Origin of the sequence: Qipengyuania seohaensis, from assembly GCF_002795865.1 — a bacterium.
GTDB classification, from domain to species: domain Bacteria; phylum Pseudomonadota; class Alphaproteobacteria; order Sphingomonadales; family Sphingomonadaceae; genus Qipengyuania; species Qipengyuania seohaensis.
Map to the genome: position 1 here is coordinate 2,501,851 of NZ_CP024920.1, position 25,415 is coordinate 2,527,265.

Annotated in this window: 27 protein-coding genes; 13 read left to right on the plus strand and 14 right to left on the minus strand. The window is 61.6% G+C overall.

Translation table 11 applies throughout. The features are described 5' to 3' along the window. Window positions 1-2: 2 nt before the first annotated feature. The 3 genes from CVE41_RS12345 to CVE41_RS12355 are packed head-to-tail and all read right to left on the minus strand — an operon-like array spanning window position 3 to window position 1,912. Window positions 3-446 (minus strand): MAPEG family protein, encoded by a 444-nt coding sequence (locus tag CVE41_RS12345; RefSeq protein WP_100261516.1) that lies wholly within the window; start codon window positions 444-446, stop codon window positions 3-5. A gap of 17 nt (window positions 447-463) precedes the next feature. Beyond that, complete coding sequence (locus CVE41_RS12350; protein WP_100260929.1) at window positions 464-898, minus strand: MAPEG family protein; 435 nt, start codon at window positions 896-898, stop codon at window positions 464-466. A gap of 54 nt (window positions 899-952) precedes the next feature. Next, window positions 953-1,912 (minus strand): threonine ammonia-lyase, encoded by a 960-nt coding sequence (locus tag CVE41_RS12355; protein WP_100261517.1) that lies wholly within the window; start codon window positions 1,910-1,912, stop codon window positions 953-955. A gap of 65 nt (window positions 1,913-1,977) precedes the next feature. On the opposite strand from CVE41_RS12355, the gene CVE41_RS12360 reads away from it, so the two are divergent. The 6 genes from CVE41_RS12360 to CVE41_RS12385 all read left to right on the plus strand — a co-directional run bounded on the left by CVE41_RS12360 (window position 1,978) and on the right by CVE41_RS12385 (window position 8,310). Then, on the plus strand, window positions 1,978-3,189 hold the full coding sequence (locus CVE41_RS12360) for a saccharopine dehydrogenase family protein (RefSeq protein ID WP_100260930.1): 1,212 nt from the start codon (window positions 1,978-1,980) through the stop codon (window positions 3,187-3,189). Then, window positions 3,189-4,493 (plus strand): S41 family peptidase, encoded by a 1,305-nt coding sequence (locus tag CVE41_RS12365; protein ID WP_100260931.1) that lies wholly within the window; start codon window positions 3,189-3,191, stop codon window positions 4,491-4,493. The genes CVE41_RS12360 and CVE41_RS12365 overlap by 1 nt, the downstream gene beginning before the upstream one ends. A 167-nt stretch (window positions 4,494-4,660) precedes the next feature. After that, complete coding sequence (locus tag CVE41_RS12370) at window positions 4,661-5,356, plus strand: hypothetical protein (protein WP_100260932.1); 696 nt, start codon at window positions 4,661-4,663, stop codon at window positions 5,354-5,356. Window positions 5,357-5,367: 11 nt separating this feature from the next. Continuing rightward, on the plus strand, window positions 5,368-6,000 hold the full coding sequence (locus tag CVE41_RS12375) for a hypothetical protein (protein ID WP_100260933.1): 633 nt from the start codon (window positions 5,368-5,370) through the stop codon (window positions 5,998-6,000). A gap of 100 nt (window positions 6,001-6,100) precedes the next feature. After that, entirely contained in the window at window positions 6,101-7,090 is a 990-nt protein-coding gene (locus tag CVE41_RS12380) for a peptidyl-alpha-hydroxyglycine alpha-amidating lyase family protein (RefSeq protein ID WP_100261518.1), read from the plus strand. A gap of 41 nt (window positions 7,091-7,131) precedes the next feature. Beyond that, window positions 7,132-8,310 carry a carboxynorspermidine decarboxylase gene (locus CVE41_RS12385; protein WP_100260934.1) on the plus strand — a complete coding sequence of 393 codons (1,179 nt, stop codon included), beginning with the start codon at window positions 7,132-7,134 and terminating at the stop codon, window positions 8,308-8,310. A gap of 49 nt (window positions 8,311-8,359) precedes the next feature. On the opposite strand, the gene CVE41_RS12390 is transcribed toward CVE41_RS12385, so the two are convergent. The 3 genes from CVE41_RS12390 to CVE41_RS12400 all read right to left on the minus strand — a co-directional run bounded on the left by CVE41_RS12390 (window position 8,360) and on the right by CVE41_RS12400 (window position 10,513). Next, window positions 8,360-8,725, minus strand: a complete 366-nt coding sequence (locus CVE41_RS12390; RefSeq protein WP_100260935.1) for a hypothetical protein — start codon at window positions 8,723-8,725, stop codon at window positions 8,360-8,362. A gap of 3 nt (window positions 8,726-8,728) precedes the next feature. Then, window positions 8,729-9,409 carry a hypothetical protein gene (locus tag CVE41_RS12395; protein WP_198507666.1) on the minus strand — a complete coding sequence of 227 codons (681 nt, stop codon included), beginning with the start codon at window positions 9,407-9,409 and terminating at the stop codon, window positions 8,729-8,731. 150 nt (window positions 9,410-9,559) lie between these two features. Next, window positions 9,560-10,513 (minus strand): DUF3137 domain-containing protein, encoded by a 954-nt coding sequence (locus CVE41_RS12400; RefSeq protein ID WP_100260937.1) that lies wholly within the window; start codon window positions 10,511-10,513, stop codon window positions 9,560-9,562. Between the two features lie 65 nt (window positions 10,514-10,578). Between CVE41_RS12400 and CVE41_RS12405 the strand changes: the two genes are divergently transcribed. Then, on the plus strand, window positions 10,579-11,136 hold the full coding sequence (locus CVE41_RS12405; RefSeq protein ID WP_100260938.1) for a LemA family protein: 558 nt from the start codon (window positions 10,579-10,581) through the stop codon (window positions 11,134-11,136). A 188-nt stretch (window positions 11,137-11,324) separates the two neighbouring features. Then, complete coding sequence (locus CVE41_RS12410; protein WP_100260939.1) at window positions 11,325-12,527, plus strand: type III PLP-dependent enzyme; 1,203 nt, start codon at window positions 11,325-11,327, stop codon at window positions 12,525-12,527. A 12-nt stretch (window positions 12,528-12,539) separates the two neighbouring features. Here CVE41_RS12410 and CVE41_RS12415 read toward each other — a convergent pair whose 3' ends face one another. From CVE41_RS12415 to murI, 4 genes are all read right to left on the minus strand, one after another. Then, window positions 12,540-13,307, minus strand: coding sequence for a hypothetical protein (locus CVE41_RS12415; protein WP_100260940.1), 768 nt, complete (start codon window positions 13,305-13,307; stop codon window positions 12,540-12,542). Window positions 13,308-13,357: 50 nt separating this feature from the next. Beyond that, a complete protein-coding gene (locus CVE41_RS12420; protein ID WP_100260941.1) occupies window positions 13,358-14,056 on the minus strand; it encodes a nitroreductase in 699 nt (232 codons plus the stop codon). Between the two features lie 59 nt (window positions 14,057-14,115). Beyond that, window positions 14,116-15,336 carry a 5-aminolevulinate synthase gene (gene hemA, locus CVE41_RS12425; RefSeq protein ID WP_100260942.1) on the minus strand — a complete coding sequence of 407 codons (1,221 nt, stop codon included), beginning with the start codon at window positions 15,334-15,336 and terminating at the stop codon, window positions 14,116-14,118. Window positions 15,337-15,442: 106 nt separating this feature from the next. After that, a complete protein-coding gene (murI, locus tag CVE41_RS12430; protein WP_100260943.1) occupies window positions 15,443-16,237 on the minus strand; it encodes a glutamate racemase in 795 nt (264 codons plus the stop codon). A 96-nt stretch (window positions 16,238-16,333) separates the two neighbouring features. Between murI and plsY the strand changes: the two genes are divergently transcribed. From plsY to CVE41_RS12455, 5 genes are all read left to right on the plus strand, one after another. After that, complete coding sequence (gene plsY / locus CVE41_RS12435; protein WP_232725700.1) at window positions 16,334-16,933, plus strand: glycerol-3-phosphate 1-O-acyltransferase PlsY; 600 nt, start codon at window positions 16,334-16,336, stop codon at window positions 16,931-16,933. Further along, a complete protein-coding gene (dprA, locus tag CVE41_RS12440) occupies window positions 16,930-18,045 on the plus strand; it encodes a DNA-processing protein DprA (RefSeq protein WP_100260945.1) in 1,116 nt (371 codons plus the stop codon). The genes plsY and dprA overlap by 4 nt, the downstream gene beginning before the upstream one ends. A 49-nt stretch (window positions 18,046-18,094) precedes the next feature. Next, on the plus strand, window positions 18,095-18,814 hold the full coding sequence (locus CVE41_RS12445) for a hypothetical protein (RefSeq protein WP_157799506.1): 720 nt from the start codon (window positions 18,095-18,097) through the stop codon (window positions 18,812-18,814). A 94-nt stretch (window positions 18,815-18,908) separates the two neighbouring features. Next, window positions 18,909-21,470, plus strand: coding sequence for a type I DNA topoisomerase (topA, locus tag CVE41_RS12450; RefSeq protein WP_100260947.1), 2,562 nt, complete (start codon window positions 18,909-18,911; stop codon window positions 21,468-21,470). Then, a complete protein-coding gene (locus CVE41_RS12455; RefSeq protein WP_067788120.1) occupies window positions 21,470-21,652 on the plus strand; it encodes a hypothetical protein in 183 nt (60 codons plus the stop codon). Before topA ends, CVE41_RS12455 begins: the two co-directional genes overlap by 1 nt. Before the next feature lie 10 nt (window positions 21,653-21,662). On the opposite strand, the gene CVE41_RS12460 is transcribed toward CVE41_RS12455, so the two are convergent. Genes CVE41_RS12460 through lepB form a run of 4 tightly spaced genes read right to left on the minus strand, consistent with a single transcriptional unit; the run spans window position 21,663 to window position 25,398 of the window. Next, the gene (locus CVE41_RS12460) at window positions 21,663-22,916 is read right to left on the minus strand and encodes an MgtC/SapB family protein (protein ID WP_100260948.1); all 1,254 of its coding nucleotides are present in this window, start codon (window positions 22,914-22,916) and stop codon (window positions 21,663-21,665) included. A gap of 12 nt (window positions 22,917-22,928) precedes the next feature. Then, a complete protein-coding gene (era, locus tag CVE41_RS12465) occupies window positions 22,929-23,834 on the minus strand; it encodes a GTPase Era (protein WP_100260949.1) in 906 nt (301 codons plus the stop codon). Then, window positions 23,831-24,502, minus strand: a complete 672-nt coding sequence (gene rnc / locus CVE41_RS12470; RefSeq protein WP_100260950.1) for a ribonuclease III — start codon at window positions 24,500-24,502, stop codon at window positions 23,831-23,833. The genes era and rnc overlap by 4 nt, the downstream gene beginning before the upstream one ends. Continuing rightward, complete coding sequence (gene lepB, locus CVE41_RS12475) at window positions 24,499-25,398, minus strand: signal peptidase I (RefSeq protein WP_100260951.1); 900 nt, start codon at window positions 25,396-25,398, stop codon at window positions 24,499-24,501. The genes rnc and lepB overlap by 4 nt, the downstream gene beginning before the upstream one ends. Window positions 25,399-25,415 lie beyond the last annotated feature (17 nt).

The following is a 25,415-nucleotide window of genomic DNA, read 5'->3' on the forward strand; positions in this document are numbered from 1 at the left end:
CGTTAAAGGTGAATGTCGAAGGTGACGATCGCCGCGTGGAAGATCATCGCCATCAGCACGAGGCTCGACAGGGCAAACAGCACGAACCGCACGAGCACGCGGTTGCTGGTCGACTGGACGAGCGAGTGCATGACCCTGAGACCGACGTAGATCCACGCCAGCAGCGCATTCATGCCGTCACCGTAGCCGGTAATCGCCAGCACCAGCGCGATGGCGTAGAACACGGTCGGCGCTTCGTGCAGGTGATTGTAGTTGTCGGCCTTCCAGCTGACTTTCTCCGGCAGTTCGGCGCGCAGGCTGGCACCCGTCGTACCGACGAGATTGGCGGCATCGATCTTCGGATTGCGGCTCATCGCGGGAATGCGGGTACCGTACATCCAGCACCACATGACCATGGTCCAGATCGCCAGCGCCACGACGGGCTGGAGGATGGGCGAGTGTGCAATATCCAACTTGCCTCTCCTTAAATGGCGAACATGGTGAGGGTGACAGCGCGGACTGCCAGGTAGCCGAGCGCGATCGTCGCCAGCACGAACAGCGGGAAGCGCACCGAGACGGTGTTTACCGTCGCCTGCCAGACCGAGTGAATGATGCGAAGGCCGACATAGACCCACGCCACCAGCGCATCGACGCCTGTTCCGCCCAGCAGGGCGATGATCACGACAGCCGGATAGAAGATCGTCGGCTGTTCCATGAGGTGCGCGTAGTTATGGGATTTCCACTGCACCTTGTCGGGCAATACACCTTCGAGGTCCTGTCCCCGACCGCCTGGCTTGGCGTTGCCGAGGTCCATTCCGCTCTTCTTCATTGCCGGAAAGCGGGTGAACGCCATCCACAGCAACATGATTAGCGACCACGCGATCAGCACCGCTGCCGGTGCCAGCATTTGAGCCTGCATTGAAAGAACTCCCTCCCTTTGTGCCCGCATGGGTGATGCGGGGCGCGCCGATTGTCAAACCCCGCGTATCGTTTCGGCGAAGCTGTCCGCGTCGGTGTTGCCACCGGTGATCATGATCACCGTGTCTTCGTCCAGCGCTACCTTGCCTGCAAGGGCCGCCGCCAGCGCAGCTGCCCCCCCCGGTTCTACGACAAGATTGAGTTTTGAGAATGCGAATCGTTGTGCCTCGCGCACTTCTTCGTCGGTCACGGTCAACCCGGGCTCGGCGCGGCCGTGCAGCACTTCGAGATTGATCGGCTTGGTCGCATCGGGCTGCAAGGCATCGCAAATGGTGGAGGGCGGATCGTCTGCGACGCGCACGATTGTGCCTGACGCCAGCGCTTGGCCGACCATGTCCCATCCCGAAGGCTCCACGACATGGATCGCGCTTTTCGGACAGGCGAGGGCAAGGCCTGCCGCAAGGCCGCCGCCGCCGCAGCACACGAACAGTCGCGACGGGGCCCGGCCGAGCTGCTGCTGGATCTCGATCCCTGCGCTGCCTTGCCCTTCGATCACCCACGGGTCGCCGAATGCGTGGACGAGAGTTCCGCCACGTTCTGCGATCAGCTTGGCGGCCACTTCGTCGCGGTCTTCGCCCGGACGTTCGTAGAGCACTATTTCCGCGCCAAGAGCACGGGTCGCCTCGAGCTTCACCCGCGGCGCGTTGCGCGGCATCACGATGGTCGCCCTGATCCCGAGCCGGCGAGCGGCCCAGGCGACGCCCTGCGCATGATTGCCGGAAGATACGGCGATTACGCCGCGTGCCTTCTCTTCCTCGGTCAAATTCGCCAGCCGCCACCAGCCACCGCGGATCTTGAAAGCGCCGACCGGCTGGAGGCTCTCGGCCTTCGCATGCACCCTGACCCCACCGATCTCGACAGAAAGGAGCGGGCTGGGCGGAAGGATTTCGGCGATCGACGCGGCCGCATCGATCACGCCCTGTCTCGTTGGTGTGCGGATTTCGTCTGGGATCATTTGGCTGCGATAGCGCATTTCGCTAGGGGGCAGGCAAGAATCGAATTCAGCTAAGAGGTTTTTCCATGTCGACAGTCCTGGTCATCGGCGCAGGCGGCGTTAGCAGCGTGTGCGTACACAAGATGGCGATGAACAAGGATATCTTCACCGATATCCATCTAGCCAGCCGCACAAAGAGCAAGTGCGACACCATCGCCGCCAGTGTGAAAGAGCGCACCGGCGTCGGTATCAGCACTTACGAGATCGACGCGGAAGAAGTCCCGGCGATGATCCGCCTGATCCAGCAGGTCCAGCCGAGCCTGGTCGTAAACCTCGCGCTTCCGTACCAGGACTTGCCAATCATGGACGCTTGCCTCGAAGCGGGCGTGGATTACCTCGATACCGCCAACTACGAACCCAAGGACGAGGCCAAGTTCGAGTACCACTGGCAGTGGGCTTATCACGACCGCTTCAAAGAGGCGGGGATTATGGCGCTGCTGGGATCGGGCTTCGATCCGGGCGTCACCAGCGTCTTCACCATGTGGCTGAAGAAGCACAAGCTGAAGACCATCCGCCAGCTCGACATCCTCGACTGTAACGGCGGCGATCACGGCCAGGCTTTCGCCACCAACTTCAACCCGGAAATCAACATCCGCGAAGTGACGGCGCCTGCGCGCCACTGGGAAAACGGCGAGTTCGTCGAGACCCCGGCGATGGGTAAGAAGGTCGAATTCGATTTCGAGGCCGTGGGCCCCAAGAACATGTACATGATGTACCACGAGGAACTGGAAAGCCTCGCCAAGTTCAATCCGGAGCTGGAGCGTGCGCGCTTCTGGATGACCTTCGGCGATGAATACATCAAGCACCTGACCGTATTGCAGAACGTCGGCATGACGCGGATCGATCCGGTTCGCTATCAGGGCAAGGACATCATCCCGCTCCAATTCCTCGCAGCCGTGCTGCCCAAGCCCGAAACGCTGGGCGAGACGACCAAGGGCAACACCAATATCGGCGTGATCGCAACCGGCGAAGCGCTCGACGGGTCGGGCGAGAAGACGTTCTACATCAATAACATCTGCAGCCACGAAGCCGCTTTTGAAGAAACCGGCAACCAGGCGGTCTCTTACACGACCGGCGTGCCTGCGATGATCGGTTCGGCCATGATGGTCACCGGCAAGTGGGCAGGCGACGGCGTCTTCAACATGGAAGAGATGGATCCCGATCCCTTCATGGAAATGCTCAACGAACACGGGCTTGCATGGCAAGTGAAGGAACTGGACGGACCGGTCGATTTCTGATGAATTTGAAGGCCGCGCTCGGTGCGATCGCCCTTTGCAGCGCCAGTATCGGCGCGGCCCTCCAAGCACAGCAACCGCAACAGGCAGAGGCAGAGAACGCCTTCGATGCTGCTCTAGCCTGGGAGGAGTTCGAAACCCTACTGCGCGGTAAATACGCTTATATCGAGCGGGACGATCTGGATGTCGACGCGCAGCTGGCGTTGTCGAAAGAAATTGCGCTGAAGTCCGCAACTCCGGGGCAATTTCGCAAGGTCATCCACCAGACCGCGCTGACTTTCATGGACCCGCACCTGATCGTAGGCCCGTTTTCGGATGACGATTACGCGATCGTGATGACGGCAGCGGATGTGGATCTCGCTTTCAGCGGGGGCCAGGCGAAGGTTGTCGATGTCAGACGCGGCTCACCCGCGTTTGACGCCGGGTTGCGGCCGGGGGACACGGTCCTTTCGATTGGCGGAGTGCCTGCAACAGAGGCAGCGGTTCTTCCTTTCGGCGAAGTCCTGCCGAACCCCAATGCGGCGCAGCTCGATTACGGCCTGACGCTTGCGGCGAACGGGAAACGCGCCGGTAGCCGGCACCTTGTGATCCGGAAGGCCGATGGAACTGTCTTGCCTGTCGAACTGGGATCGACGCGGGAGTGGGCCAACAGCCTGCGAGAACGTCCCACGGTGGACCTCCGCTTCGTCGGTCCGGGAGGCAGTGTCGCAGTGATCGCGCCCCTCAATTCGCTGGGCAATAACGATACCATCAAGGCCTTCGATGAAGCGATGGCGCAAGCAGCGGGTGCGGCGGCGATCATCCTCGACATGAGGGAGACGCCGAGCGGCGGAAATACCGAGGTCGCCCGCTCCATCATCGGACACTTCACGCGAGAGACAAAGCCTTACCAGATGCACCGCGTGCCAGTGTACGAGCGTGAGTTCACGGTTCCACGTCAGTTCGTGGAATATGTCCTGCCGCGCGAGCCGTATTTCGCCGGTCCCGTTTACGTCCTACAGGGGCGCTGGACCGGGAGCATGGGGGAAGGGATCGTGATCGGCATGGACGCGGCAAGCGACGCCGTGACCATCGGTTCAAACATGGGTGACTTGCTAGGCGGGCTCTGGAATTACGATCTCGAATACAGCGACGCCCGCGTCGACCTTGGCGGAGAAGCGCTGTACCATGTCGACGGTACGCCGCGGGAGGACTACGTGGCGCAAGTCCCCATCATGCCGGCAAGCACGGCGCCCGACGGAAGCGACCCGGCAATCGCGAGAGCGCTCGAGCTGCTCAAGAAAAGAGATGGGTTTTTTTCAGAATAAACATAGGTGATACTTGCCGTGGCGATGACGCAACAGGCGGGTACCAGTGTTGAAACGGCGATTGGACAGGCTTGACCGTCGATCCGTCGTATATATACCTCGGACCGTCTTTCAGGGACGCACCAGGACGGAATTATCCGACTGTGTGAAAGAGGGGTACGTAACCAATGAAAAAATCGATCGCAGCCCTCGGGCTGCTGAGCCTTGCCGCGTGCGCAAATCCGTATGTCGGCACGCCCTACACCGCGCCTGCCGTACCGGTGACATCCGTTGCAATCGTAGACGATACGCTCGGCGACGATGCGGTCGCATATGAAGCGGCCTCGACCATGGGCAATTTTGGCTTGCTCGGCGCACTTATCGACGCTGGCGTTCAGGGCTCGCGCAAAAGCCGCGTGAACGACGCGCTCGAAAGCGTGAACCACATGCCTGAAGCCAATTTCGAAAGCTACCTTATCGCAGCGCTGGCTGAGGCCGATATCGAAGCCGCCATGCTCGAAGGTCCGGACCGCGAGAAGCGTGAATTCCTTGAAAACTATCCGACCGCACCTGCGGGCGTTCAGGCGCTGATCGATTTCAACGTCACCGCTTACGGCTATGTCAATTCGGGCAACCAGCTGTGGCGTCCGACCGTGGCTGCGGACGTGCGGATGATCGACGCCGGCACCGGCGCAACGCTGATGGAAAACCGCATCATCTACAATCCGGTCGATGCCCAGGCCGGCATTGTCACAATCGCGCCGAGCCCCGACTATGCGTTTCAGAACCGCGAAGACATGATCTCCCAGCCTGAACGCCTGGCTGAGGGCATCGACGTCGCGCTCAAGGAAGTGGCGGAAACTACCGTCCGCCTGATGCAGTGACGGGTTTCGCGATGAAGAAAGCGACGCTTCTTCTCGCGGCGGCTTCGGCGGCTCTCTCCGGGTGTGCGACGACCACGCCCAGCTATCCCGCCACGCTGTCGTTCGATCGGACTGACTGCGCCGACGCGCCGGAAACTGTGACGGCAGTCAGCCTGACGCCGGATAAGGACAAGAAGATCTGGATGCTCGACAACGAGCTTTCGGCCAGCGGCCCGTGCCTCGTGCGCAATGGTTCGTCGGCGCCCTACATGGTCTTTGCCCTTCCGGATGCGAACCGGGCCAAGATGGTGGAACTGGGTGCCGCCCTGGACTTCGCTCGCGTGGTCTCGCCGCAAGTGGTGCTGCTCGATGCCGACGGTGTCGAAACGCGCGCTTTTTCGCGTGACCAGTACATGTTCCGTCCCGGTCTCCTGTCGGTGCAATTCGTGCCGCAGGAAAACGAACGGTTCGCGCTGGTGACTGTCGATCCCGAACCGATCGGGCAGAGCCACGACACGATCGTCGCAGGCACTGCGACCACCACCATCTACACCGGGTTTGGTGCGTCGAACTGGCGCAGCGGGCACGAGGCGATGATGTCGCGCGGGTTCTCCTACGAAGGGCCGATCCGCGCGCTGGTCTACCGTCCAGACAAGGAAAAGTAAGTCCGATCGTGAATGAAACAGGGGCGGGAGGGTGAGAGCCTTCCCGCCCCTTTTCATGTTTGTCTTTGACGCGAGCGACAGGCGGCATAGTATCGCTGGCATGACGAAGCGGACTGCCCTGATCACCATTTTCGCTGCTGGCGCACTCGCATCCTGCAATTCCAATCCGCGGGAACAGGCACCGCGCATCGCCATCGATGCCGACTGGCCAAGCATCCCGGAAGACGCGATTTTTGGGCAACCGAGCGCGGTCGATGTCGATAGCCACGGCCATGTTTTCGTTCTCCATCGCGCAGGCCGCGAATGGGTGGAGCCTTTCACCACCGAAACCATCGCGCAGCCGACGGTCTTCATGTTCTCGCCGGAAGGGGCATTGCTGGCGCGCTGGGCGGCGGACGAATTGGTGATGCCGCATGGCCTCTCCATCGACGAGGATGACGATGTCTGGATCACGGATGTCGCACGCGAACAGGTCCTGCGGTTTTCGCACGACGGGATCCTGCGGTCCGAATGGGGCATTCGCGGTGAAGCGGGGCAGGACGGCAAGCATTTCGGCCGCCCGGCCGACATCGCGTTCCTCGGCGACACGGTCCTCGTTGCCGATGGCTATACGAACAACCGCATTGCCCGCTTCGACCGGCAGGGCAACTTCCTCGGCCAATGGGGCGAAGAGGGGCGGGACGCCGGCGAATTCGACCTGCCCCACGGCATTTCGACCGATGGAGAGAAGGTGTTCATCGCCGACCGCGAGAACGCGCGCATATCCGTCCTCACCACCGGGGGCGAGCCTGCAGGAGAGTGGCGCGGCCTCGAACGTGGCCATACCTACAGTGTGAAACCGCTCGGCGGAGGCTGGACGCTGGCCGTCGAGGGGCGGGATATGCAGGGTCGCAACGGGGCGATTGTGCGGGTCTATCGGCCGGACGGAAGCGTCGAGAGATCTTTCGACCTCGGCCTCGAAGGCGACAACGCGAGCCTCGGGCACGATATTGCGCTCGACCGCGCGGGTCGGGCCTACATGATCGACGTTTACGGCAACCGGGTCATCCGCTTCGATCTGACCGAGGTCGAAGGCGACCAAAGCCAATAGGCCTCTTCCCACGGAGCGCACTGCATCCTAAGTCGCGGCGCATGGAAACAAAAGCCGGCGATCCCGGGGCATTTGCCCATTTCGACCTCAACCGCGTCAGCAGCCCCGCCTTCGTGGTGGACGCTGCCAAGCTGCGCGCGAATTGCCAGATCCTCGCGGAAATCCGCGACGAGGCCGATATCAAGGTGCTTTCTGCACTCAAGGCCTTTTCGATGTGGGCGACCGCGCCAATCATCGGCGAATATCTCGACGGCGTGTGCACCTCGGGCCTGTGGGAAGCGCGCCTCGCCAGCGAGTTTTACGACGGCGAAATCGCGACCTATTCTGCGGCCTACAAGCCGGAAGAACTGGAAGAGGTGTGTCGCCTGTCGGACCACGTGATCTTTAACTCTCCCGGCCAGATGGAGCGCGCAACCCTCATCCTCGACGCTGCACGTGCGGCTGGACAGGATTTCGACGTCGGCTTGCGCATCAATCCGATGCACCCGACCGGTGAAGTGCCACGCTATGATCCGTCCAGCCCCGGAAGCCGCCTCGGCTTTCCCATCGACCAGCTGACACCGGAAATCATGGAAGGCGTCGACGGAATCCACTTCCACAACCTGTGCGAACAGGATTTCGAGCCGCTGCACGCCACCTGGGACAAGGTCTTCGACGCGATCGAGCCGTGGTTCGGCCAGCTCAAGTGGATCAACATGGGCGGCGGTCACCACATCACCCGCGCCGATTACCAGCGCGCCGAGCTGATCGAGTTCCTGCGCGACGCAAAGGAAGACACCGGCGCGGAAATCTATCTGGAACCGGGCGAGGCCGTGGCGCTGGACGCAGGCATCTTAGTCGGCACCATTCTCGACACCGGGCATAACGAGCTTCCGGTCGCGGTCGCCGACATTTCCGCCACCTGCCATATGCCAGACGTGATCGAAGCTCCCTACCGGCCCGCCATGCTGGGCGAGGCGTCAGACCACGAGACGCCCGAGGTCCGCATCGGCGGCCCCTCCTGCCTCGCAGGCGACGTGATCGGCGACTATCGCATTCCCGGCGGTGCAGAGGTGGGCAAACGCTTCGCCTTTCTTGACCAGGCACATTATTCGATGGTGAAGACCAATACGTTCAACGGCGTCCAGCTACCCAGCATCTACCTCTGGGATAGCGAGATCGACCAGCTCGAGCTGGTGAAGGAGTTCGGCTACGATACGTTCAGGGACCGGTTGAGTTGATAGAACGGCATTGACGGCTGCTCTCGTGACACGACCCGAAGGGCGCGAGTCACCATTTCTGGTTGCAAACCGCCTTGTAGAACTCGATCGCCAGACTGCCCTGGCTCGTCGGAGAGAAGCCGCCTCCCAGCGTCCAGCCACCGAACACGTCGTTGTAAAGTGGACTATTGATGAAAGATAATGCCGAATCGAACTCGAAATTGGTCCCGCGATAGGAGATGATCGTCTCGCCGCTCCAGTTGTAGGCGATGCCGTAAAATCCTGCCGCCTCCCAACCATCTTGTTCATCAGGCTCAAACGGCCGAATAGTGGCAGCACCTATCCCGCCCTCTTCTTCAAGTCTTCCCAAGTTGGCGCCATAGCCGCGATTGTAGCTGTCCAATGCTAGCAACGAGAGGAAGACTTCGCGGTCCATGATTCAAATACCCTTTCTGAACATTTCCGAAAATGCGCCGACCGGCACATCTTCTGGGAAGTCTTTTCTACTCAATCCCATGCCCTTGATCTGACCCAACCATACCAACCGCTGCTCAATCCCAGTGGTCACAGGGTCTTGGGTAATCGCTACCGTAATGCGCTTGAGGCTGACGCCTTCACCGAAGGTCGCCGCCAGATCGTCCGGGTCGACCCGCATGACACTGGTCGGATCATCGAGGTCCTCGAACGTCACCAGCATCGGGTATCCTGATATGACGAGCCCGCCCGGATAGGGCGGCCAGTACCTGGGCAAGACCCTCTCGCCCTTGATAAGCAGCATGTTGTCGAACTTCTCTTCAAAGCTCTCGCCTGCAATCTGGGGTGCCGCCGTCTGCATGACCACCGAAGCCCAATCTACGTCGTCTTCCGAGCGCAGCAGTGCGAACAGCGTTCGCCCGTCGGGCAGATCGACCGACACCGCCTCTCCCCGCGCACGGCGGTTGATCCGCTTGCCGAACCCACTCATCGCCGTCCGACCCATGGATTGCTCGACCTCGATCACGCTCGATCCGGACCTAACCCCCTCGGGCGTATCGACTTCGACAGTGAGGCGGTAACGATAGTCCGGAGCGCCATCATGGGCGCTACCGCATGCCGATAGTGTCAGACCCAAAATGGCCAACCCAAGTAGTTGGCAAGCAAAGCGTATATAATGCTGCATAGCGACCAGCATACTTACACATCGTCATTCTTATCTTAACGTCCGCAATCGGGTTGTTAGCGGACAGTCTGCTTTTGGACTGCTCCTACCGATCCGACCCGTAGAGACAGTTTATGCCAGAGCGTCCGGCTTAAGCCTGTTGAGCGCCAGCGCCAGGTCCGCCAACCGTGCAAACTGCCCTATGGTTTCGCGGACAAGGAAAGCGTCTTCGTTATGATCGAGCGATCCGCTTTCGAACATGTTGCTGCTCTTGATCGCCATCACCATGCTGCCGCCGGTGAACAGGACCGCGCTGTGCTTGCCGCCCAGCGAATGTTCCAGTGCCATGACGCGTTCGATGTATTCGGGATGCATAAGCCAGCGCGCTTCGGTCTGGTCCGTGGTGTAGATGTCGAAGCGATCCTCGAACTCGGGGCTGACCATCTGCGCACGGTCGAGGATTTGTCCGTCGATCTTGATGGAATCCTTCGCGCCGCCGAAGAACTTGCTGAAGGTGCCATCGGGGGCGAGCAGGGTGGTCCCGTGGAAGGCCTCGTCAAACCCGATCGACAGGACAACGCCGCGAAACACCGTGACCCAGCGCCGGTTCTTGCCCGATCCGCGGCGCTCTTCGAGATGTGCCTCGTGGAGCAACAGTGAGTGTCCGGCCGCTTCGCCCGCCCACATATCCTCGAAACTGGCGCGGTCGTGCGAAGGAAGCATGGAGTAGTCGCGCGCCTTCCCGAATGCCTCGCTACCCTCGCAATCATGGCGGTAGGCAAGGCCCAGCGCGTCGGCGATCGCTTCGTTGATGCCGGTTTTTACCTGCTTCTTCGCCTTGTGCTTCGGGACCTGGCTCCAAGCCCATGCGCCGCCGGCCGCAATCGCGGTGATCCAGAACTTCGGTTCGAGCGGCAGGGGGGCGAGGATGAAGAGGAATGCGGCAAGGGGGAGCAGGACAAGCCCGGACTTGAACAAGCGGTCGTGCGACTGCGCGATCGCATCTTCGCGCACCTGGCGCTGGCCTTGAAGCCATTCGCCAAGTTCGCCTGCCATCAGCCGGTCGGCGTCCGGATATTCGATCACGCGTACTTTCCCCCTTAACCCTTGTTCCCTATCATACCTTCGGACATCGAATAGGGGGTTAAGAAATGGAAGTCGTGGCAATCGTCTTGATCGCGCTCGTCGTGCTGCTGGCGCTGGTCGTCATCGGCATTTACAACCGTCTGGTGGGGCTTCGCCAGTCGGTGAACCAGGGCGTTGCGGACATCGATGCGCAACTGCGCCAGCGCCACGATCTCATCCCCAATCTGGTCGAAACGGTGAAGGGTTATGCCGGGCACGAGAAGGAAACGCTCGATGCCGTGATTTCCGCGCGCAACCAGGCGGCCAACGGGCCGATCTCCTCCGGTGACGAGCAGGGATTGCGCGTTGCTCTGGACCGCCTCCTCGCGCTGGGCGAGGCCTATCCCGACCTCAAGGCGAGCGCGAATTTCCAGGAATTGCAGCGCGAACTGACCCACGTCGAAGACAAGCTTGCCGCAGCGCGCCGGGCGCTCAACGCGGCAGTATCGCGCTACAACACGGGGCGCGAAAGTTTCCCTGCCGTGCTGTTCGCCGGACCGCTCGGCTTTCAGGAAGCGGACTTCCACCGCCTCGACGACAGCGAGAAGGGCGTGGTCGACGCTGTGCCGAAGGTCAGCTTCTGAGGGCACGGCCTATCGCAGATCAGCCCCGATGCGACCTGTGGAACCTTGCAATTGCGAGGACGGTTTTCACTTGCAGTTCATGACACACGAAGTATATGCGCGCCTCCTGCTGCCCCAAGGGGACTTCCTAACCGCAAGGCAGCTTGTCGTTTCATGGCTCGCAAGAGCTGTTTAGGGGGTCCCTTGAGTTGCAGCATTTCCCTGACGCCCGGTCCGTAGTTCGCGCCCTCGCGCCGGACGAGCCAGTAATCCTCAACCGCCCGCACGCCGCAGCGCGCGCTGCCCGCTTCTTCGTCGAGAAGTTTCCGGGAAAGTCGCTCTATGCCGTGAAGGCGAATCCGTCGCCCGACCTGTTCCGCATCCTGTGGGACAATGGAGTCACGCATTACGACGTGGCCTCCATCGCCGAAGTGCGCCTGACCCGCTCTGTGCTGCCCGAAGCGACGCTGTGCTTCATGCACCCGGTCAAATCGCGCGGTGCAATCCGCGAGGCTTATTTCGACCACGGCGTAAGGACCTTCAGCCTCGACTCGAGCGATGAACTCGCCAAGATCGTGGAAGCGACCCGCGATGCCGACGGCAACGATGCTACCGACCTGCGCCTCTGCGTCCGTCTACGCGTTTCCAGCGAACACGCAGCGCTGAGCCTTGCCTCCAAATTCGGCTGCGACCTTACCGAAGCGCCTGCGCTGCTGCAGGAAACCCGTCAGTATGCCGATTGGCTGGGCGTTTGCTTCCATGTGGGCAGCCAGGCGATGAGCCCGTTCGCCTATGTTCAGGCGCTCGACCGTACGCGTGCCGCGATTGCGGAGGCTTCCGTGGTCATCGACATGATCGATGTGGGCGGGGGCTTCCCAAGCGTCTATCCGGGCATGGAACCGCCGCCGCTGGAAGATTACTTCACCATCATTCACCAGCACTTCTATGCGCTGCCGATCGCCTACAACGCCGAGTTGTGGTGTGAGCCCGGCCGTGCGCTGTGCGCGGAATACTCCAGCCTTGTGGTGAAGGTTGAAAAGCGCCGCGGAGAGGAACTCTACATCAACGACGGCGCCTATGGCGCGTTATTCGATGCCGCGCATGTCGACTGGAAATTTCCCGTCCGCGCGCTGGAAGACGACCTCATCAAGCCGGAAATGGATTTCGCCTTCTACGGCCCGACCTGCGACGATGCCGACTACATGCCCGGCCCGTTCAACCTGCCGGAAGACATCCAGGCTGGCGATTATATCGAGATCGGTATGCTCGGCGCATATGGTGCTGCGATGAAGACCGATTTCAACGGTTTCGGCTCTGCCGAGCGCATTATCGTCGAGGACGAGCCGATGGCGAGCCTTTACGACGGCAGCCGCACGCGTCCCGCCGCCGACAACGTCGTCAGCCTCAGGTAATTCCTCGTCTGCTTAACCGTGCTCGGCGCGATGGCGATCAAGCACGGAAGCGACACGTCCAAGTGCTTCCCCCACGTAATCGGGAAAGCGCTTCTCGCCGAATTCGAAAATCGCATTGTGGGCTGCAGCGATCCGCTTTGCGTCGGCCCAGTCGATCCCGAGATCGATCGCCCATGCGCGAAATTCGTCCGCCGCACCCGCGCGCGGCTCCAGCGCCTTGGCGAGCGTGGGGTGGAACGACAGGCGCTTTATCATTGGAAGCAGGGAAAGCGGGAAGCCCTTGTCCAGATAGACGAAGGTGTCATCCACGTGGATCGTGCCGCTGGGCCGGTGCAAGGCGAGAACCGATGAAAAGTGCACGCTTTCGTCATCGCTGACGAGCGGCACCCCGCGAGGGACTGAAAAGGTCAGGTCCGGCCCGAACCGTTCGTTCATCGCAACGTCTTCGCAGAGCATTTCCTGCCAGGGAAGCGAGGGGAACTTGTCGATATGGCGCGCAGTGCCGAACAGCTCTGCCTCCGGATAGGCCTGGTGCATCCATTCGCAATGGATGGTGTGGAAGGGATGGAGGTTGAGGATCGCCGAGATCTTGGCTTTGCCGACTATCGCATCGATCTGCGCCCGAATGCCGTCGTCCAGCGTGTAGCTGTCGAGGAAGACGAAATGCCCGTCGGGCAACTTCACAAGCGAACACTGGGTGCCGATTTCCAGCATCCCGATCCTGAATTCGCCCCTGACGGTCCAGAAACCGTCGCCCAAGTCTACGAGCCTATCTGCCAAGTCTATCCTCCTGTCCGCTTCCTTAACCCGCGAGCAGGCGTTTCTTTCCGCTAGTCGAAGCCGACGAAGCGGGCTGCTTCATCGACGCTCTTGCGCGTACTGACCACCGCGTTGGCGGGGAATTCCTCGTTGGGCCATCCCAATGCGACCGCTTTCATGATCACCTGCTCGTCCGGAATGCCTGCGTGTTCACGCACCACAGGGCTTTGCATTATGCCTTGCGAGTTGATGACACAGCCGAGTCCGCGACTCCACGCGGCGTTGACGAGGCAGGTGGTGACCGCTCCGCAATCGAAGGCGGTATCGTCGCTGCCGCCCAATTCCTTGTCGTAGGTCACTATAACGCACACCGGAGCATCGAACTGGCGGAAACCGCGCAGGACCCAGTCCTGTCGTTTTTCCTTGTCGTCGCGCTCGATGCCCATCGCGCCGAAAAGCTGCTTGGCGACGCCGATCTGACGTTCGCGGTGAACGCCGGCAAACGGCTCGCCGCGGCGGAACTCGCGGCTGTCCGGCACGCCTGCGAGAATGTTTTCGGTGTTGCCCTTGCGGATCCGGTCGAGCGGTTCGCCGGTGATGACATGAAAATGCCAGGGCTGGGTGTTCATCGAGGAAGGTGAGCGCATGGCGATCGAGAGGACCTCTTCGATCAGCTCACGCGGCACCGGCTTGTCCAGATAGCCGCGAATGCTGCGCCTTCCGCGCACCACTTCTTCGTAGGTCTGTTCCCGATTACCGCTCACTTCCATCTCCCTTTAGGCGGGAAAGGATTAGCGCAGCGAAGCGGCTCGGTAAAATCCGTTACGGATCAGGCTGCCTTGCGCAGTTCCAAATCCATGCGGTCCCAGATTTCGACCAAAGCAGCGACGAGTTCGTCCATCATCGCTTCGCTGTGCGCGGGGCCGGGAGTGAAGCGCAAACGCTCTGTTCCGCGGGGCACGGTGGGGAAGTTGATCGGCTGGACGTAGACGCCGTATTCGGCGAGCAGAATGTCGCTGATTTTCTTTGCGCGAACCGGATCGCCGACCATCAGCGGAACGATATGCGTGGTGCTGTCCATGACCGGCAGGCCCGCTCCCCGCATCTTCGCTTTCAGGCTGGCTGCTGCTGCCTGCTGTGCGTCGCGTTCTTCGCTGGAGCCCTTGAGGTGGCGGACCGCTGCGAGCACACCTGCGACCAGCACCGGGCTGAGCGAGGTGGTGAAGATGAAGCCAGGGGCATAGGAGCGGATGCAGTCGATCACGCGGGTGTCGGCCGCGATGTACCCGCCCATGACGCCGAAAGCCTTGCCCAGCGTGCCCTCGATGATATCGATGCGGTCGGCCGCTTCGTCACGTTCGGTGATGCCGCCGCCGCGCTTGCCATACATGCCTACCGCGTGAACTTCGTCGACATAGGTGAGGGCATTGTACTTTTCAGCCAAGTCGCAGATCGCATGGACCGGGGCGACATCGCCGTCCATGGAGTAAACGCTCTCGAAAGCGATCAACTTGGGCGTTGCCTCGTCTTCAGCGGCGAGGAGCTCTTCGAGATGATCGAGATCGTTATGACGGAAGACGCGCTTCTCGCAGCCTGAATTGCGAATGCCGGCAATCATGCTGGCATGGTTCAACTCATCGGAGAATATCACGCAGCCGGGCAGCAGCTTGGCCAGCGTCGAGAGCGTTGCATCGTTCGACACATATCCGCTGGTGAACAGCAGCGCGCCGTCCTTGCCGTGCAGGTCGGCCAATTCCTGTTCCAGCTCTACGTGCAGGTGTGTGTTGCCGCCGATATTGCGCGTGCCGCCCGAACCTGCGCCGACATCGTGAAGCGCATTTTCCATCGCTTCTATGACCTTGGGGTGCTGGCCCATGGCAAGATAGTCGTTGGAGCACCAGACGGTGATCGGCTTCGGGCCGTTGTGGCCGTGGAAGCATCGCGCATTGGGGAAGGCGCCCTTGTTGCGCATGATGTCGATGAACACGCGATAGCGGCCTTCCGTGTGAAGGCGGTCGATCGCTTCGTCGAAGATCTGGTCGTAGTTCACCCGGGTTTGCCCGTCAGCGCCGCCCGTCAGCGGCAATTTCTGCGGGGTCACATAGTGCAAGGAACGCCGTTTCGCCACCGCGATCTTTGCGAACGATTCGCAAGGATTAGAAGTGTACCAGCCGCGAAATACCGTGCCTGGCGAAGGCCGGAGCAAGCCGCTCGAAATCGTCCATCTCGCCCGTAGTCACCGCAAAGTCGCCACCCGAGGCATCGAATTGCTGACCATCGACGAGGTAGGCTACGCGCCGCGCGATGCCGGCAGCACCGTGGACGAAGGTGACATCCTTCCCGAAAGCTTCGCGCAATTCCGGCTCAAGCAAGGGGAAGTGCGTGCACGCCAGCACAACCGTGTCGAGATTTTCGCCGCCTTCCTGCAACACGAGGCCGGAGGCGGCTCGGGTAACGTCGTCCACGCTAACCTTGTCGCCCCGCAGTTTGGCTTCGCCCAGCGCGACGAGGTCGTTCGCGCCGTAGCGCAGCAGCGTCTTGCCGCTCGCAAATTCCTTCTCAAGGTCGTCGACATAGCGTTGACGTACTGTCGCCTCTGTACCGAGCAGGCCGATGGTACCGGTCTTGGTGATGGCGGCAGCAGGCTTGATGGCAGGGACGGTGCCGACGATCGGCGTTTCCAGCACATCGCGAACCATGCCGAGTGCGATCGTGCTGGCGGTGTTGCAGGCGATACAGATGAGGCGCGGCTCGTAGCGTTCGGCCATGCGGCCAAGCAGGCCGGCAACCCGCGCGGCAACTTCCGCCTCGCTCTTCGCGCCGTAGGGAAGGCCTGCGATATCGGCGGCGTAGATCACCGGGGCATCGGGCAGCACGGCGCGCAATTCGGCGAGGACGGTCAGCCCGCCCACACCGGAATCGAAGAGCAGGATGGGTGCTTTCGCGTCCAAAACCGATGATCCTTTCGCCTGTCGCCTTGTTTAGGGCGGTAGATGGAAATACACGGGCAGGACAAGCCTTTGCGTGAAGAGAAAAGGGGACCGCCAGTGCCGACCGAACTGACCATCACGGCGCTTTATGCCGCGTTGCTGGGGTATGGCTTCGGGTCGATTCCCTTCGGCCTTATCCTCGCCAAGCTGGCCGGGAAGGGCGACATCCGGCAGCAAGGTAGCGGAAACATCGGGGCCACGAACGTGCTGCGCACCGGCAGCAAGGGTTTGGCTGCGGCCACGCTGTTGCTCGACCTCGCGAAAGGTTTCGTGCCGGTGTGGCTGGCGGGAATGTGGTTCTGGCAGGACATGGGCTGGGCTGCGCTGTTTGCCGTCATCGGACATGCCTTCCCCGTCTGGCTCGGGTTCAAGGGCGGCAAGGGCGTCGCCACCAATGCCGGTGTCAGCTTCGCGCTCGCCTGGCCGATCGGTGTCGCCTACGCGATTGTCTGGATCGGCGTCCTTGCGATTTCGCGCATCAGCTCGCTGGCAGGGATGAGCGCGGTTGTGGCCGCTGCTGTCATGGCCTTCGTCCTCGGCATTCCGACATTCGCCAAGGTGCTGACCCTGATCGCCGTGCTAGTAATCTGGCTGCATCGTGAAAACATAAAGCGGCTGGCCGCAGGTACCGAACCCAAGGTCGGCTCTTCCAAGTGAACGAGGCGGTCCGTCCGCAGGCTGCGCCGCTCTCGCAGCCCGAAGCCTTCGCGCGTATTCGCCTGCTGCGATCGCCCAATATCGGACCGGTCAGCTATGCGATGTTGATAGCCCGCTATGGCAATGCCGTGGCGGCGTTGGAGGCACTGCCGGACTTCGGGAAGAAGGGCGGCAGGCAATATCGCGCCGCGCCGCAGGATCGCATCGAGCGGGAGGTGGAGAGCGTACGCGCAGCGGGCGCCAAATACCTCTTCCACGACCAGCCGGATTATCCCGCGCTGCTTGCCGAAATCGATGGCGCACCGCCGATCATCACCTATCGCGGCGACCTCTCGCTGGCGGCAAGGCCCTGCGTGGCCATGGTCGGCGCGCGCAATGCCAGCGCCGCTGCGGTCAAGCTGGCGCGCGAGTTCGGGCAGGGGCTGGCAGAGGCGGGCTTTACGGTGGTGTCGGGCCTTGCACGCGGCATCGACGGCGCGGCGCACGAGGGCTCGTTTCCAAGCACCATCGGCGTCATCGCGAGCGGGATCGACATCGCCTACCCGCCGCAGCACACCGACCTGCAGGAGCGTATCGCCTCCGAGGGCTTGCTGATCGCCGAACAGCCCCCCGGCACCGAACCGCGCGGCAGCCACTTCCCCAGCCGCAACCGCATCATCGCAGGGCTGGCGAGCGGGACGCTGGTAGTAGAGGCGGCGGTCAAGTCCGGCAGCCTCATCACCGCACGGCTGGCAGGCGAGGCGGGGCGCGAGGTCATGGCGATCCCCGGCTCCCCGCTCGAAGCGCGCAGCCACGGCTGCAACCATCTCATCCGCGAAGGCGCCGTGCTGGTGCAAGCGCCTGAGGATGTGGTGGAACTGCTCACCGGCTTTTATGGCCAGCCTCGCTCGACATTCCGCGAACCGGTGTCGCAATTCGATTTCGATCCGAGCGAAATGGCCGGAGCAGAACCTGCCGACATCGCCTCGCTGTTGACTACCGCTCCGGTGGCGATCGACGAACTCATCCGCCAATCGGGCGAGAGCGCGGCGGCGGTGCAGCTCGCGCTACTGGAATTGGAGATTGCAGGGCGGCTGGAGCGGCACGCTGCGGGTCGGGTGAGCCGAACTTAAAAGTACGAAGTTCGTTGTGTCGAAAGCATGTGGAATGGAGGGGGCATTGATGGATGAGAAAAAAGACGATGGGATCGAAAATTTCGCACGGTTCGAACCGCCCAATTCTTGGATAGTCGAGTTTTGGGCCAGGATCTTCAAGTATCTAGGCATGGTCTCGATCATGCGCCTCGTCTTGTTAATGCCCTTTGTGCGACAGACATACTCGTTCGTGGAGACGTACGTCTTTCTTAACAGCGTGGCTTCGGGATTGCTCCTCTTCATATCCTGTCTGTTGATTGATCGCCCAGTTTCGTTTTTTGCTGCCGTCGTTTTTGGTTACGCCTGCTTAAGGATCTTCGAGGTCGTCATCTATCAGATGAATGTGCTCTTGTTCGACGAATACCGGGCTAAAAAAGCGGCAATGGAAGCTGGGAGGGATCCCGCAAAAGCCTACGCTGTCAGGGGCTATCGGAGAACCGTGATATTGCTTCTCCACAACTACTTCGAAATCATTTGCTGGTTTGGCATAATCTACACTTTTTTCTATCGTAGCGGTGACTTATCGATGGGCGTTGGGCTGCCGGACCCCACCTTCTTCTCCGTCTTCCGCGATAGTCTACTGCTTATGTTTTCATTCAATGCAGATTGGCAGCAGCCTATTACGGATAGAGGGCTGTTGCTGTTCTCGCTCCACGCGACGGTTGGGGTCTTCATGACAATCCTCGCATTCGCGCGGTTCCTCGCCCTGTTGCCGCCACCAAAGACGATCGATGATTTCGAGCGTTAACTGCGGGATACCACATCCCGCTTGACGACCCGCGAACCGAACCGACAATCGCGCGTACATACACGTACACACGTAAGGGACCGCTTTTTACCCCATGCAACTGGTTATTGTTGAATCGCCCGCAAAGGCGAAAACCATCGAGAAATATCTGGGCAAGGACTTCAAGGTCCTCGCTTCCTACGGCCATGTTCGCGACCTGCCGCCCAAGGATGGCAGCGTTCGCCCGGACGAGGATTTCGCGATGGACTGGGAGCTCTATCGCGACAAGCAGAAGCGCTTCAAGGAAATCAGCGATGCGGCGAAGCAGGCCGACCGCCTCGTCCTCGCGACCGACCCTGATCGCGAAGGGGAAGCCATCAGCTGGCACGTTCGCGAATTGCTCGCCAAGCGCAAGGCGCTGCCGGAGAAGGTCGATCGCGTTACCTTCAACGCCATCACCAAGCAGGCCGTCACCGATGCGATGAAGGCCCCGCGCGAGCTCGACCAGCCGCTGATCGACGCATACCTTGCGCGCCGCGCGCTCGACTATCTCTACGGCTTCACGCTCAGCCCGGTGCTGTGGCGCCGCCTGCCCGGTGCGAAGAGCGCCGGTCGCGTCCAGTCGGTCGCGCTGCGCATCATCGTCGATCGCGAGATCGAGATCGAGCATTTCAAGGCCGACGAATATTGGTCGATCATCGCCAAGCTGGAGCAGGACGGGACGGAATTCGACGCGCGCCTGGTCAAGTACGACGGCAAGAAGCTTGACAAGTTGACGCTGGGCGATGAAGGCAGCGCCAAGGCCGCGCAAAGGGCGGTCCAGGATGCTCGCTTCACCATCGAGGATATCGAAACCAAGCCGCTCAAGCGTAACCCGGCCCCGCCGTTCACGACCTCCACGTTGCAGCAAGAGGCAGCCCGCAAGCTCGGTTTTTCGGCCAGCCACACCATGCGGTGCGCCCAGTCGCTCTATGAGGCGGGTGCGATCACCTACATGCGTACCGACGGCGTGCAGATGGACGGCAGCGCAATCGATGCCTGCCGCAAGGCCATCGCCGATCGCTACGATGCCTACTACATTCCCGACAAGCCGCGGTTCTATTCGAGCAAGGCCAAGAATGCGCAGGAAGCCCACGAGGCAATCCGCCCGACCGATTTCAAGCGTGACCGGGCAGGTTCCGGCGACGAGGGCAAGCTTTACGACCTGATTTTCAAGCGCGCGATGGCCAGTCAGATGGCCGCCGCCCAGCTCGAACGCACGACCGTGACGCTGCGCGACGGGACCGGCCAGCACGAATTGCGCGCGACCGGCCAGGTCGTGAAGTTCCCCGGCTTCTTCGCCGTGTATCAGGAGGGTCGCGACGACAGTGGGGACGATGACGAGGAAGGCCTTCTGCCGAACATGAGCAAGGGCGATGCCCCGGCGAAAAAGTCGGTCGAGGCAAACCAGCATTTCACCCAGCCGCCGCCGCGTTTCAGCGAGGCGAGCCTTGTGAAGCGCCTTGAAGAACTCGGAATCGGGCGCCCTTCGACCTATGCCTCGACGCTCCAGACGCTGCGCGACCGCAATTACGTCCGGATGGAGAAAAACCGTTTCTTCGCAGAGGAATCGGGCCGTCTTCTCACGGCGTTTCTCGAACGCTTTTTCGAGAAATACGTGTCCTTCGATTTCACCGCCGGCATGGAGGATGAACTCGATACGGTTTCGGACGGGCGCGAGGAATGGAAGAAGCTGCTCGCCGAGTTCTGGAAGGACTTCAAACCCAAGACCGAAGAGATCATGGACAAGAAGCCTTCGGAAGTGACCGAGGTGCTGGACGACTTCCTGTCCGATTATCTTTTCCCCGAGCGCGCCGACGGCAAGGACCCGCGTCACTGCCCGCTGTGCGAGACGGAAGGCCGCGAAGGCGGACGCCTCGCGTTGCGCGGTGGCCGCTTTGGTGCCTTCGTCGCCTGCGCCAATTACCCCGAGTGCAAGTTCACCCGCCAGTTCGCCAAGCCCGGCAGCGAGGGCGACGATGGGGCGAATGACGGCGCGATGGGCGAAGACCCGGAAACCGGCCTGCCGGTAGAACGCAAGACGGGTCGCTTCGGGCCCTACGTCCAGCTGGGCGAGGGGAAGGACGCGAAGCGCGCCAGCATTCCCAAGGATCTCGACGATTTCGATCTCGAATGGGCGTTGAAGCTCCTCAGCCTTCCGCGCATCGTCGGCGCCCATCCGGAAACCGGCAAGGAAATCGAGGCGGCTATCGGTCGCTACGGGCCTTATCTGCGACACGACGGCAAATACGGGAAGCTTCAGAACACCCGTGAGGTGTTTGAAGTGGGCATGAACCGCGCGGTCGACATTCTGGCCCAGGCCGCCAATCGCAAGGGCGGCGGACGCGGCAAGGCCGAACCGATCAAGACGCTGGGAAAGCATCCGACCAGCGAAGGCGAAATGAAGGTAATGCCGGGCCGTTATGGTCCCTACGTCACCGACGGCACCACCAACGCCACGATCCCCAAGGACATGAAGCCCGAGGACGTAACCGAAGCGCAGGCCATCGAGCTGATCGACGCGCGTGCCGCCAAGGGTCCGGCAAAGAAGAAGCGCAAGGCCCCTGCCAAGAAGAAGGCTCCGCCGAAGAAAAAGGCAGCTGCGAAGAAAGCTCCGGCGAAGAAGAAGGCCGACTGATGGGAAAAGAGCGCTTCGAGCGTCACAAGCAACCTTGGACGGGCGAGGAGGCTGGACAACTCCGCACCCTCGCCGCCAAGGGGCAGGGCCTGAAGCAGATTGCCAAGGCTCTCGGCCGGAGCGAGGATTCCACCAAGGATTTCGCCAAGAAGAACAAGATCAAGGTCGCGAAGAAGCGCTGAGACTTATTGCCTAAAGTCGAAAGTACCCCACCAAGAGGCTCACCGCCAAGGCTGCCATGCTTGCGGCCAGCGCCCAAGCTGCCGGGCGGGCCTCGCGCTTCCCGTAAACGAGCGTAACGCCCAGTTTCACCGACATGTTGGCAAGGATGGTCCCGGCAATCGCCAGCGCCGCCAGTTGCGGGGCGATCGTCCCGGGTTCGAGGCCGCCTGCGGTCACGATGGCGGCGTCGACATCCATGCTCCCCATCAGCAGCAGGAGTATCGCGATACCCTGTTCGCCGAATTCGCTTTGGGCCCACCGCGCAGCGACGGCGGCTACGGCCACGAAGATTACGAATGTCAGGGCGGGCAGAAGTGCGATGGGGTTTCCAGGCGGCGCCGGCCCGGTCGTGGAGGGGGCGTTCCGATAGAGACGCCAGGCCACCGCAAAACCGACGAGCAGGGCCGGAGCGACTACGATCACGAAATGCGTCAGCAGGCTTGTCGCCAGAACCCCGACCAGCACGATCACCCTGAGATACATCACCGCGCTGGCGAGGGCGATGCCGGCATTCTCGGCCCCGCCGCCCGAGCCTGCGCCGATTTTCTGGGAAAAGGAGTGTGTCACAGCCGTCGAGCTGTAGAGCCCGCCGATTACCGCCGTGGCGATGGTCCCCCTCCGTGCCCCGAACAGGCGGTTCGCGACATAGCCGGCAAAGGAAAAACCCGTGACGATGATGACCACCAGCCAGAGGTTGCGCGGCTCCCAAGCGTCATAGGGACCGAAGCGTCCTTCGGGTAGAAACGGAAACACGGCGAGGGCGATCACGGCGTAGCGTGCAAACGCCTTGATATCGTCTTCATCGAGCAGGCCGACCCATCGATGGACGTCGTTTCTCAGGGCGAGCAGCAATGTGACCAACGCTCCGCAGGCTACCGCAAGGGCGCCTTGCCCGATCCCGGCCAGGAAGCCGAGGCCCAGCGTGACCATGGCCGCGACTGCCGAAGTCGCATCTGGCTTGCCGCTGTCCAGCACGGAACGCGAGTACCCTATTGCGACCACCGCCGCAGCACCTGCGAGCAGGACCCCTGCGGCGATTTCATATCCGATGGCAGACAGTACCCCTGCAAGGCCCGCTCCGAGCGCCAACAGGGTGAAGGTCCGGATACCCGCAACCCTATGCCCGTCGAGGGCGTCGCGCAGCTTCCACCCGCGTTCCAGTCCGATCATCAACCCGACGGCGAGCGCTGCGCCGATGTGCGGGAGGATGTCGAGCCAGTTCATTGAGGCAGTATCCTAGCGTGTCCAGTCGAGGCCCATTTCCTCGAACATTTCCTTGTCCTCGCTCCAGCGTTCGTCGGTCTTGACGTGCAGGAAGAGGTGGACTTTCTGGCCCAGCAATTCGGAAAGCTCCTCGCGTGCGGCCTGGCCGATCGCCTTGATCCGGCTGCCACCCTTGCCGAGCACGATGGCGCGCTGGTTGTCGCGCATGACGACGATCTGCTGGTGGATCTCGACGCTTCCATCCGGACGCTGGATGTATTTCTCCGGCCGGACGGCGCTGTCGTAGGGGAGTTCCTCGTGCAGCTGCTGGTATAGCTGTTCGCGCGTAATCTCAGTGGCCAGCATCCTTTCGCTGGCGTCGCTGACCTGGTCTTCGGGATAGTGCCAAGGGCCCTCGGGCATCATCTCGGCAAGCGCAGCCTTCATTTCCGCCACTCCGTCACCGGTGAGGGCGGAAACGAAGTAGACCGTCTCGAATTCGACTTTTTCGTTCAGCTCCTGAGCCAACGCCAGCAGCGGCTCCTTCTTGGCGCGATCGACCTTGTTCAGGACGAGGATCTTGCGTTCCGGACGCGAGGCGATCTGCTCGATCAGGGGATCGAGTTCGTGACGGCGCTGCTTGATGGGATCGACGAGCAGGAGGAGAGCATCTGCCGCCTCCGCGCCATCCCAGGCCGCGTTGACCATCGCGCGGTCGAGGCGACGCTTGGGGGCAAAGATACCGGGCGTGTCGACCAGGATCATCTGTGTCGCGCCATGCAGGGCGATGCCCATCATCCGTGCGCGCGTGGTTTGCGCCTTCGCGCTGGTGATGGCGACCTTTTGCCCCACAAGCTGGTTCACCAGCGTGGATTTGCCCGCATTGGGGGCACCGATGACGGCAACGACGCCGCACCGTGTCTGGCTGTTTTCGCTCACGCGTATTTCTCCATGAAAACTTTTGCGGCGGCCTTTTCGGCTTCGCCCTTGCTGCCGGCGGTCGCTTCCGCTTCGCCGACCTTGTGTACTTTTACGCGCACGGTGAACTTCGCCGCATGATCCGGGCCGGAGCGGTCGATGACCTCGTATTCCGGCGGCTTGCGCCGGCTTCCGGCAGCCCATTCCTGCAGTGCACTCTTGGGGTGCTTGCTTTCCCCGGCACCGCTTTCGAGCGCCGGTCGCCACAACAGGTGGACAAGCTTGCGGGCGTCTTCGAACCCATTGTCGATGAACTGCGCCCCAAGCAGAGATTCCATCACGTCGCCAAGGATGTTGTCGCTGTCCCTGCCGCCGTCCGCACGCGCCTGCTTGGAAATGCGGATGTGGTCCGACAGGCCGATGCCGCGCGCGACGGTTGCGCACATTTCCCGGCTGACGATGGCGTTGAGGCGCTGGGCCAGCTTGCCTTCGGGCGCCTCGCTCTGCTCGAACAACCAGTGCGCGATGGACAGGCCAAGAACACGGTCGCCGAGGAACTCAAGACGTTCGTAATCCCGCTTTTCGCCCATGCTGCCGTGGGTCAGCGCAGCATGCCACAAGGCCTCGTCATTCACCGAGAAGCCGGTAGCTTCGAGCCATGCGCGCGCATCTGGATCGAGCCTGCTCAAATGCCTTCTCCAATCCGGTCCCAGCGTGCGGCCGTGAACCATGTCCAGGGCAGCAGCCATTCCGCGCTGCCATCGGTCGACCACAGGACCACTCCGGCGCGCCCGACGAGCAATTCCTCGTCGATTATGCCGACGCCTTGGCCGCCGACCGCAGGATAGCGGCTATCAAGCGAATTGTCGCGATTGTCGCCCATGACGAAGATTTTGCCCGCTGGCACGACGAAGGGCGAAGTGTTGTCGGGATCGATCATAACCGGTCGACCATTGCCATCGACCATGAGCTGGCCATTCGCATCGCTCAGCGGACGCGCGCCGACATTGCCGAAATCGATAGTCATGTAGCTTTTGCCCGACGGCAGCGTTTCGCGAAACTGGCGATAGCGGCACAGATTGTCGACGACCACGCCGCCGTCTGCGCGGCAGGCGGTGTTCGAGCTCATCGGGATATCGGCATAGCCCGCATCTTCGCGCTGGACCGGCTGCCCGTTCAGGACAAGCTGGCCGTCACGCACCGCAATTGTGTCACCGGGAAGACCAATGGCGCGTTTGACATAGTCGGTCCGGTCAACCGGGTGCTTGAAGATCACGACGTCGCCCCGTTCGGGGAGGCTGCCGAAAATGCGATCCTTGGGGCCGGGCAGGCCTAGCGGAAGCGAATTTTCGTTATAGCCGTACGGCCACTTGGCGGCGACGAGGTAGTCCCCGATTCTCAGGCCCGGAAGCATGCTTTCCGAAGGTATGGTGAAGAAGCTGGCGATCAGGGTACGGAACAACAGGACGGCGAGGACCAGTTTCAGGCAGAACTTGAGAAAGCTGCCCCAGCTTTCCTCGTCCTTCTTCGCTTCGGTCACATTCGTATCCGCGCCGGTTTCGCTCTTTGCGGGGTTCTCAATCATCGCGGCATTCCCTAGTC

Coding starts and splice junctions, on each gene's coding strand:
- CVE41_RS12350 (WP_100260929.1), bottom strand. CDS start 898: ATGCAGGCTCAAATGCTGGCACCGGCAGCGGTGCTGATCGCGTGGTCG.
- CVE41_RS12355 (WP_100261517.1), bottom strand. CDS start 1,912: ATGATCCCAGACGAAATCCGCACACCAACGAGACAGGGCGTGATCGAT.
- CVE41_RS12360 (WP_100260930.1), top strand. CDS start 1,978: ATGTCGACAGTCCTGGTCATCGGCGCAGGCGGCGTTAGCAGCGTGTGC.
- CVE41_RS12365 (WP_100260931.1), top strand. CDS start 3,189: ATGAATTTGAAGGCCGCGCTCGGTGCGATCGCCCTTTGCAGCGCCAGT.
- CVE41_RS12370 (WP_100260932.1), top strand. CDS start 4,661: ATGAAAAAATCGATCGCAGCCCTCGGGCTGCTGAGCCTTGCCGCGTGC.
- CVE41_RS12375 (WP_100260933.1), top strand. CDS start 5,368: ATGAAGAAAGCGACGCTTCTTCTCGCGGCGGCTTCGGCGGCTCTCTCC.
- CVE41_RS12380 (WP_100261518.1), top strand. CDS start 6,101: ATGACGAAGCGGACTGCCCTGATCACCATTTTCGCTGCTGGCGCACTC.
- CVE41_RS12385 (WP_100260934.1), top strand. CDS start 7,132: ATGGAAACAAAAGCCGGCGATCCCGGGGCATTTGCCCATTTCGACCTC.
- CVE41_RS12390 (WP_100260935.1), bottom strand. CDS start 8,725: ATGGACCGCGAAGTCTTCCTCTCGTTGCTAGCATTGGACAGCTACAAT.
- CVE41_RS12405 (WP_100260938.1), top strand. CDS start 10,579: ATGGAAGTCGTGGCAATCGTCTTGATCGCGCTCGTCGTGCTGCTGGCG.
- CVE41_RS12420 (WP_100260941.1), bottom strand. CDS start 14,056: ATGGAAGTGAGCGGTAATCGGGAACAGACCTACGAAGAAGTGGTGCGC.
- CVE41_RS12445 (WP_157799506.1), top strand. CDS start 18,095: ATGGATGAGAAAAAAGACGATGGGATCGAAAATTTCGCACGGTTCGAA.
- topA (WP_100260947.1), top strand. CDS start 18,909: ATGCAACTGGTTATTGTTGAATCGCCCGCAAAGGCGAAAACCATCGAG.
- CVE41_RS12455 (WP_067788120.1), top strand. CDS start 21,470: ATGGGAAAAGAGCGCTTCGAGCGTCACAAGCAACCTTGGACGGGCGAG.
- CVE41_RS12460 (WP_100260948.1), bottom strand. CDS start 22,916: ATGAACTGGCTCGACATCCTCCCGCACATCGGCGCAGCGCTCGCCGTC.
- lepB (WP_100260951.1), bottom strand. CDS start 25,398: ATGATTGAGAACCCCGCAAAGAGCGAAACCGGCGCGGATACGAATGTG.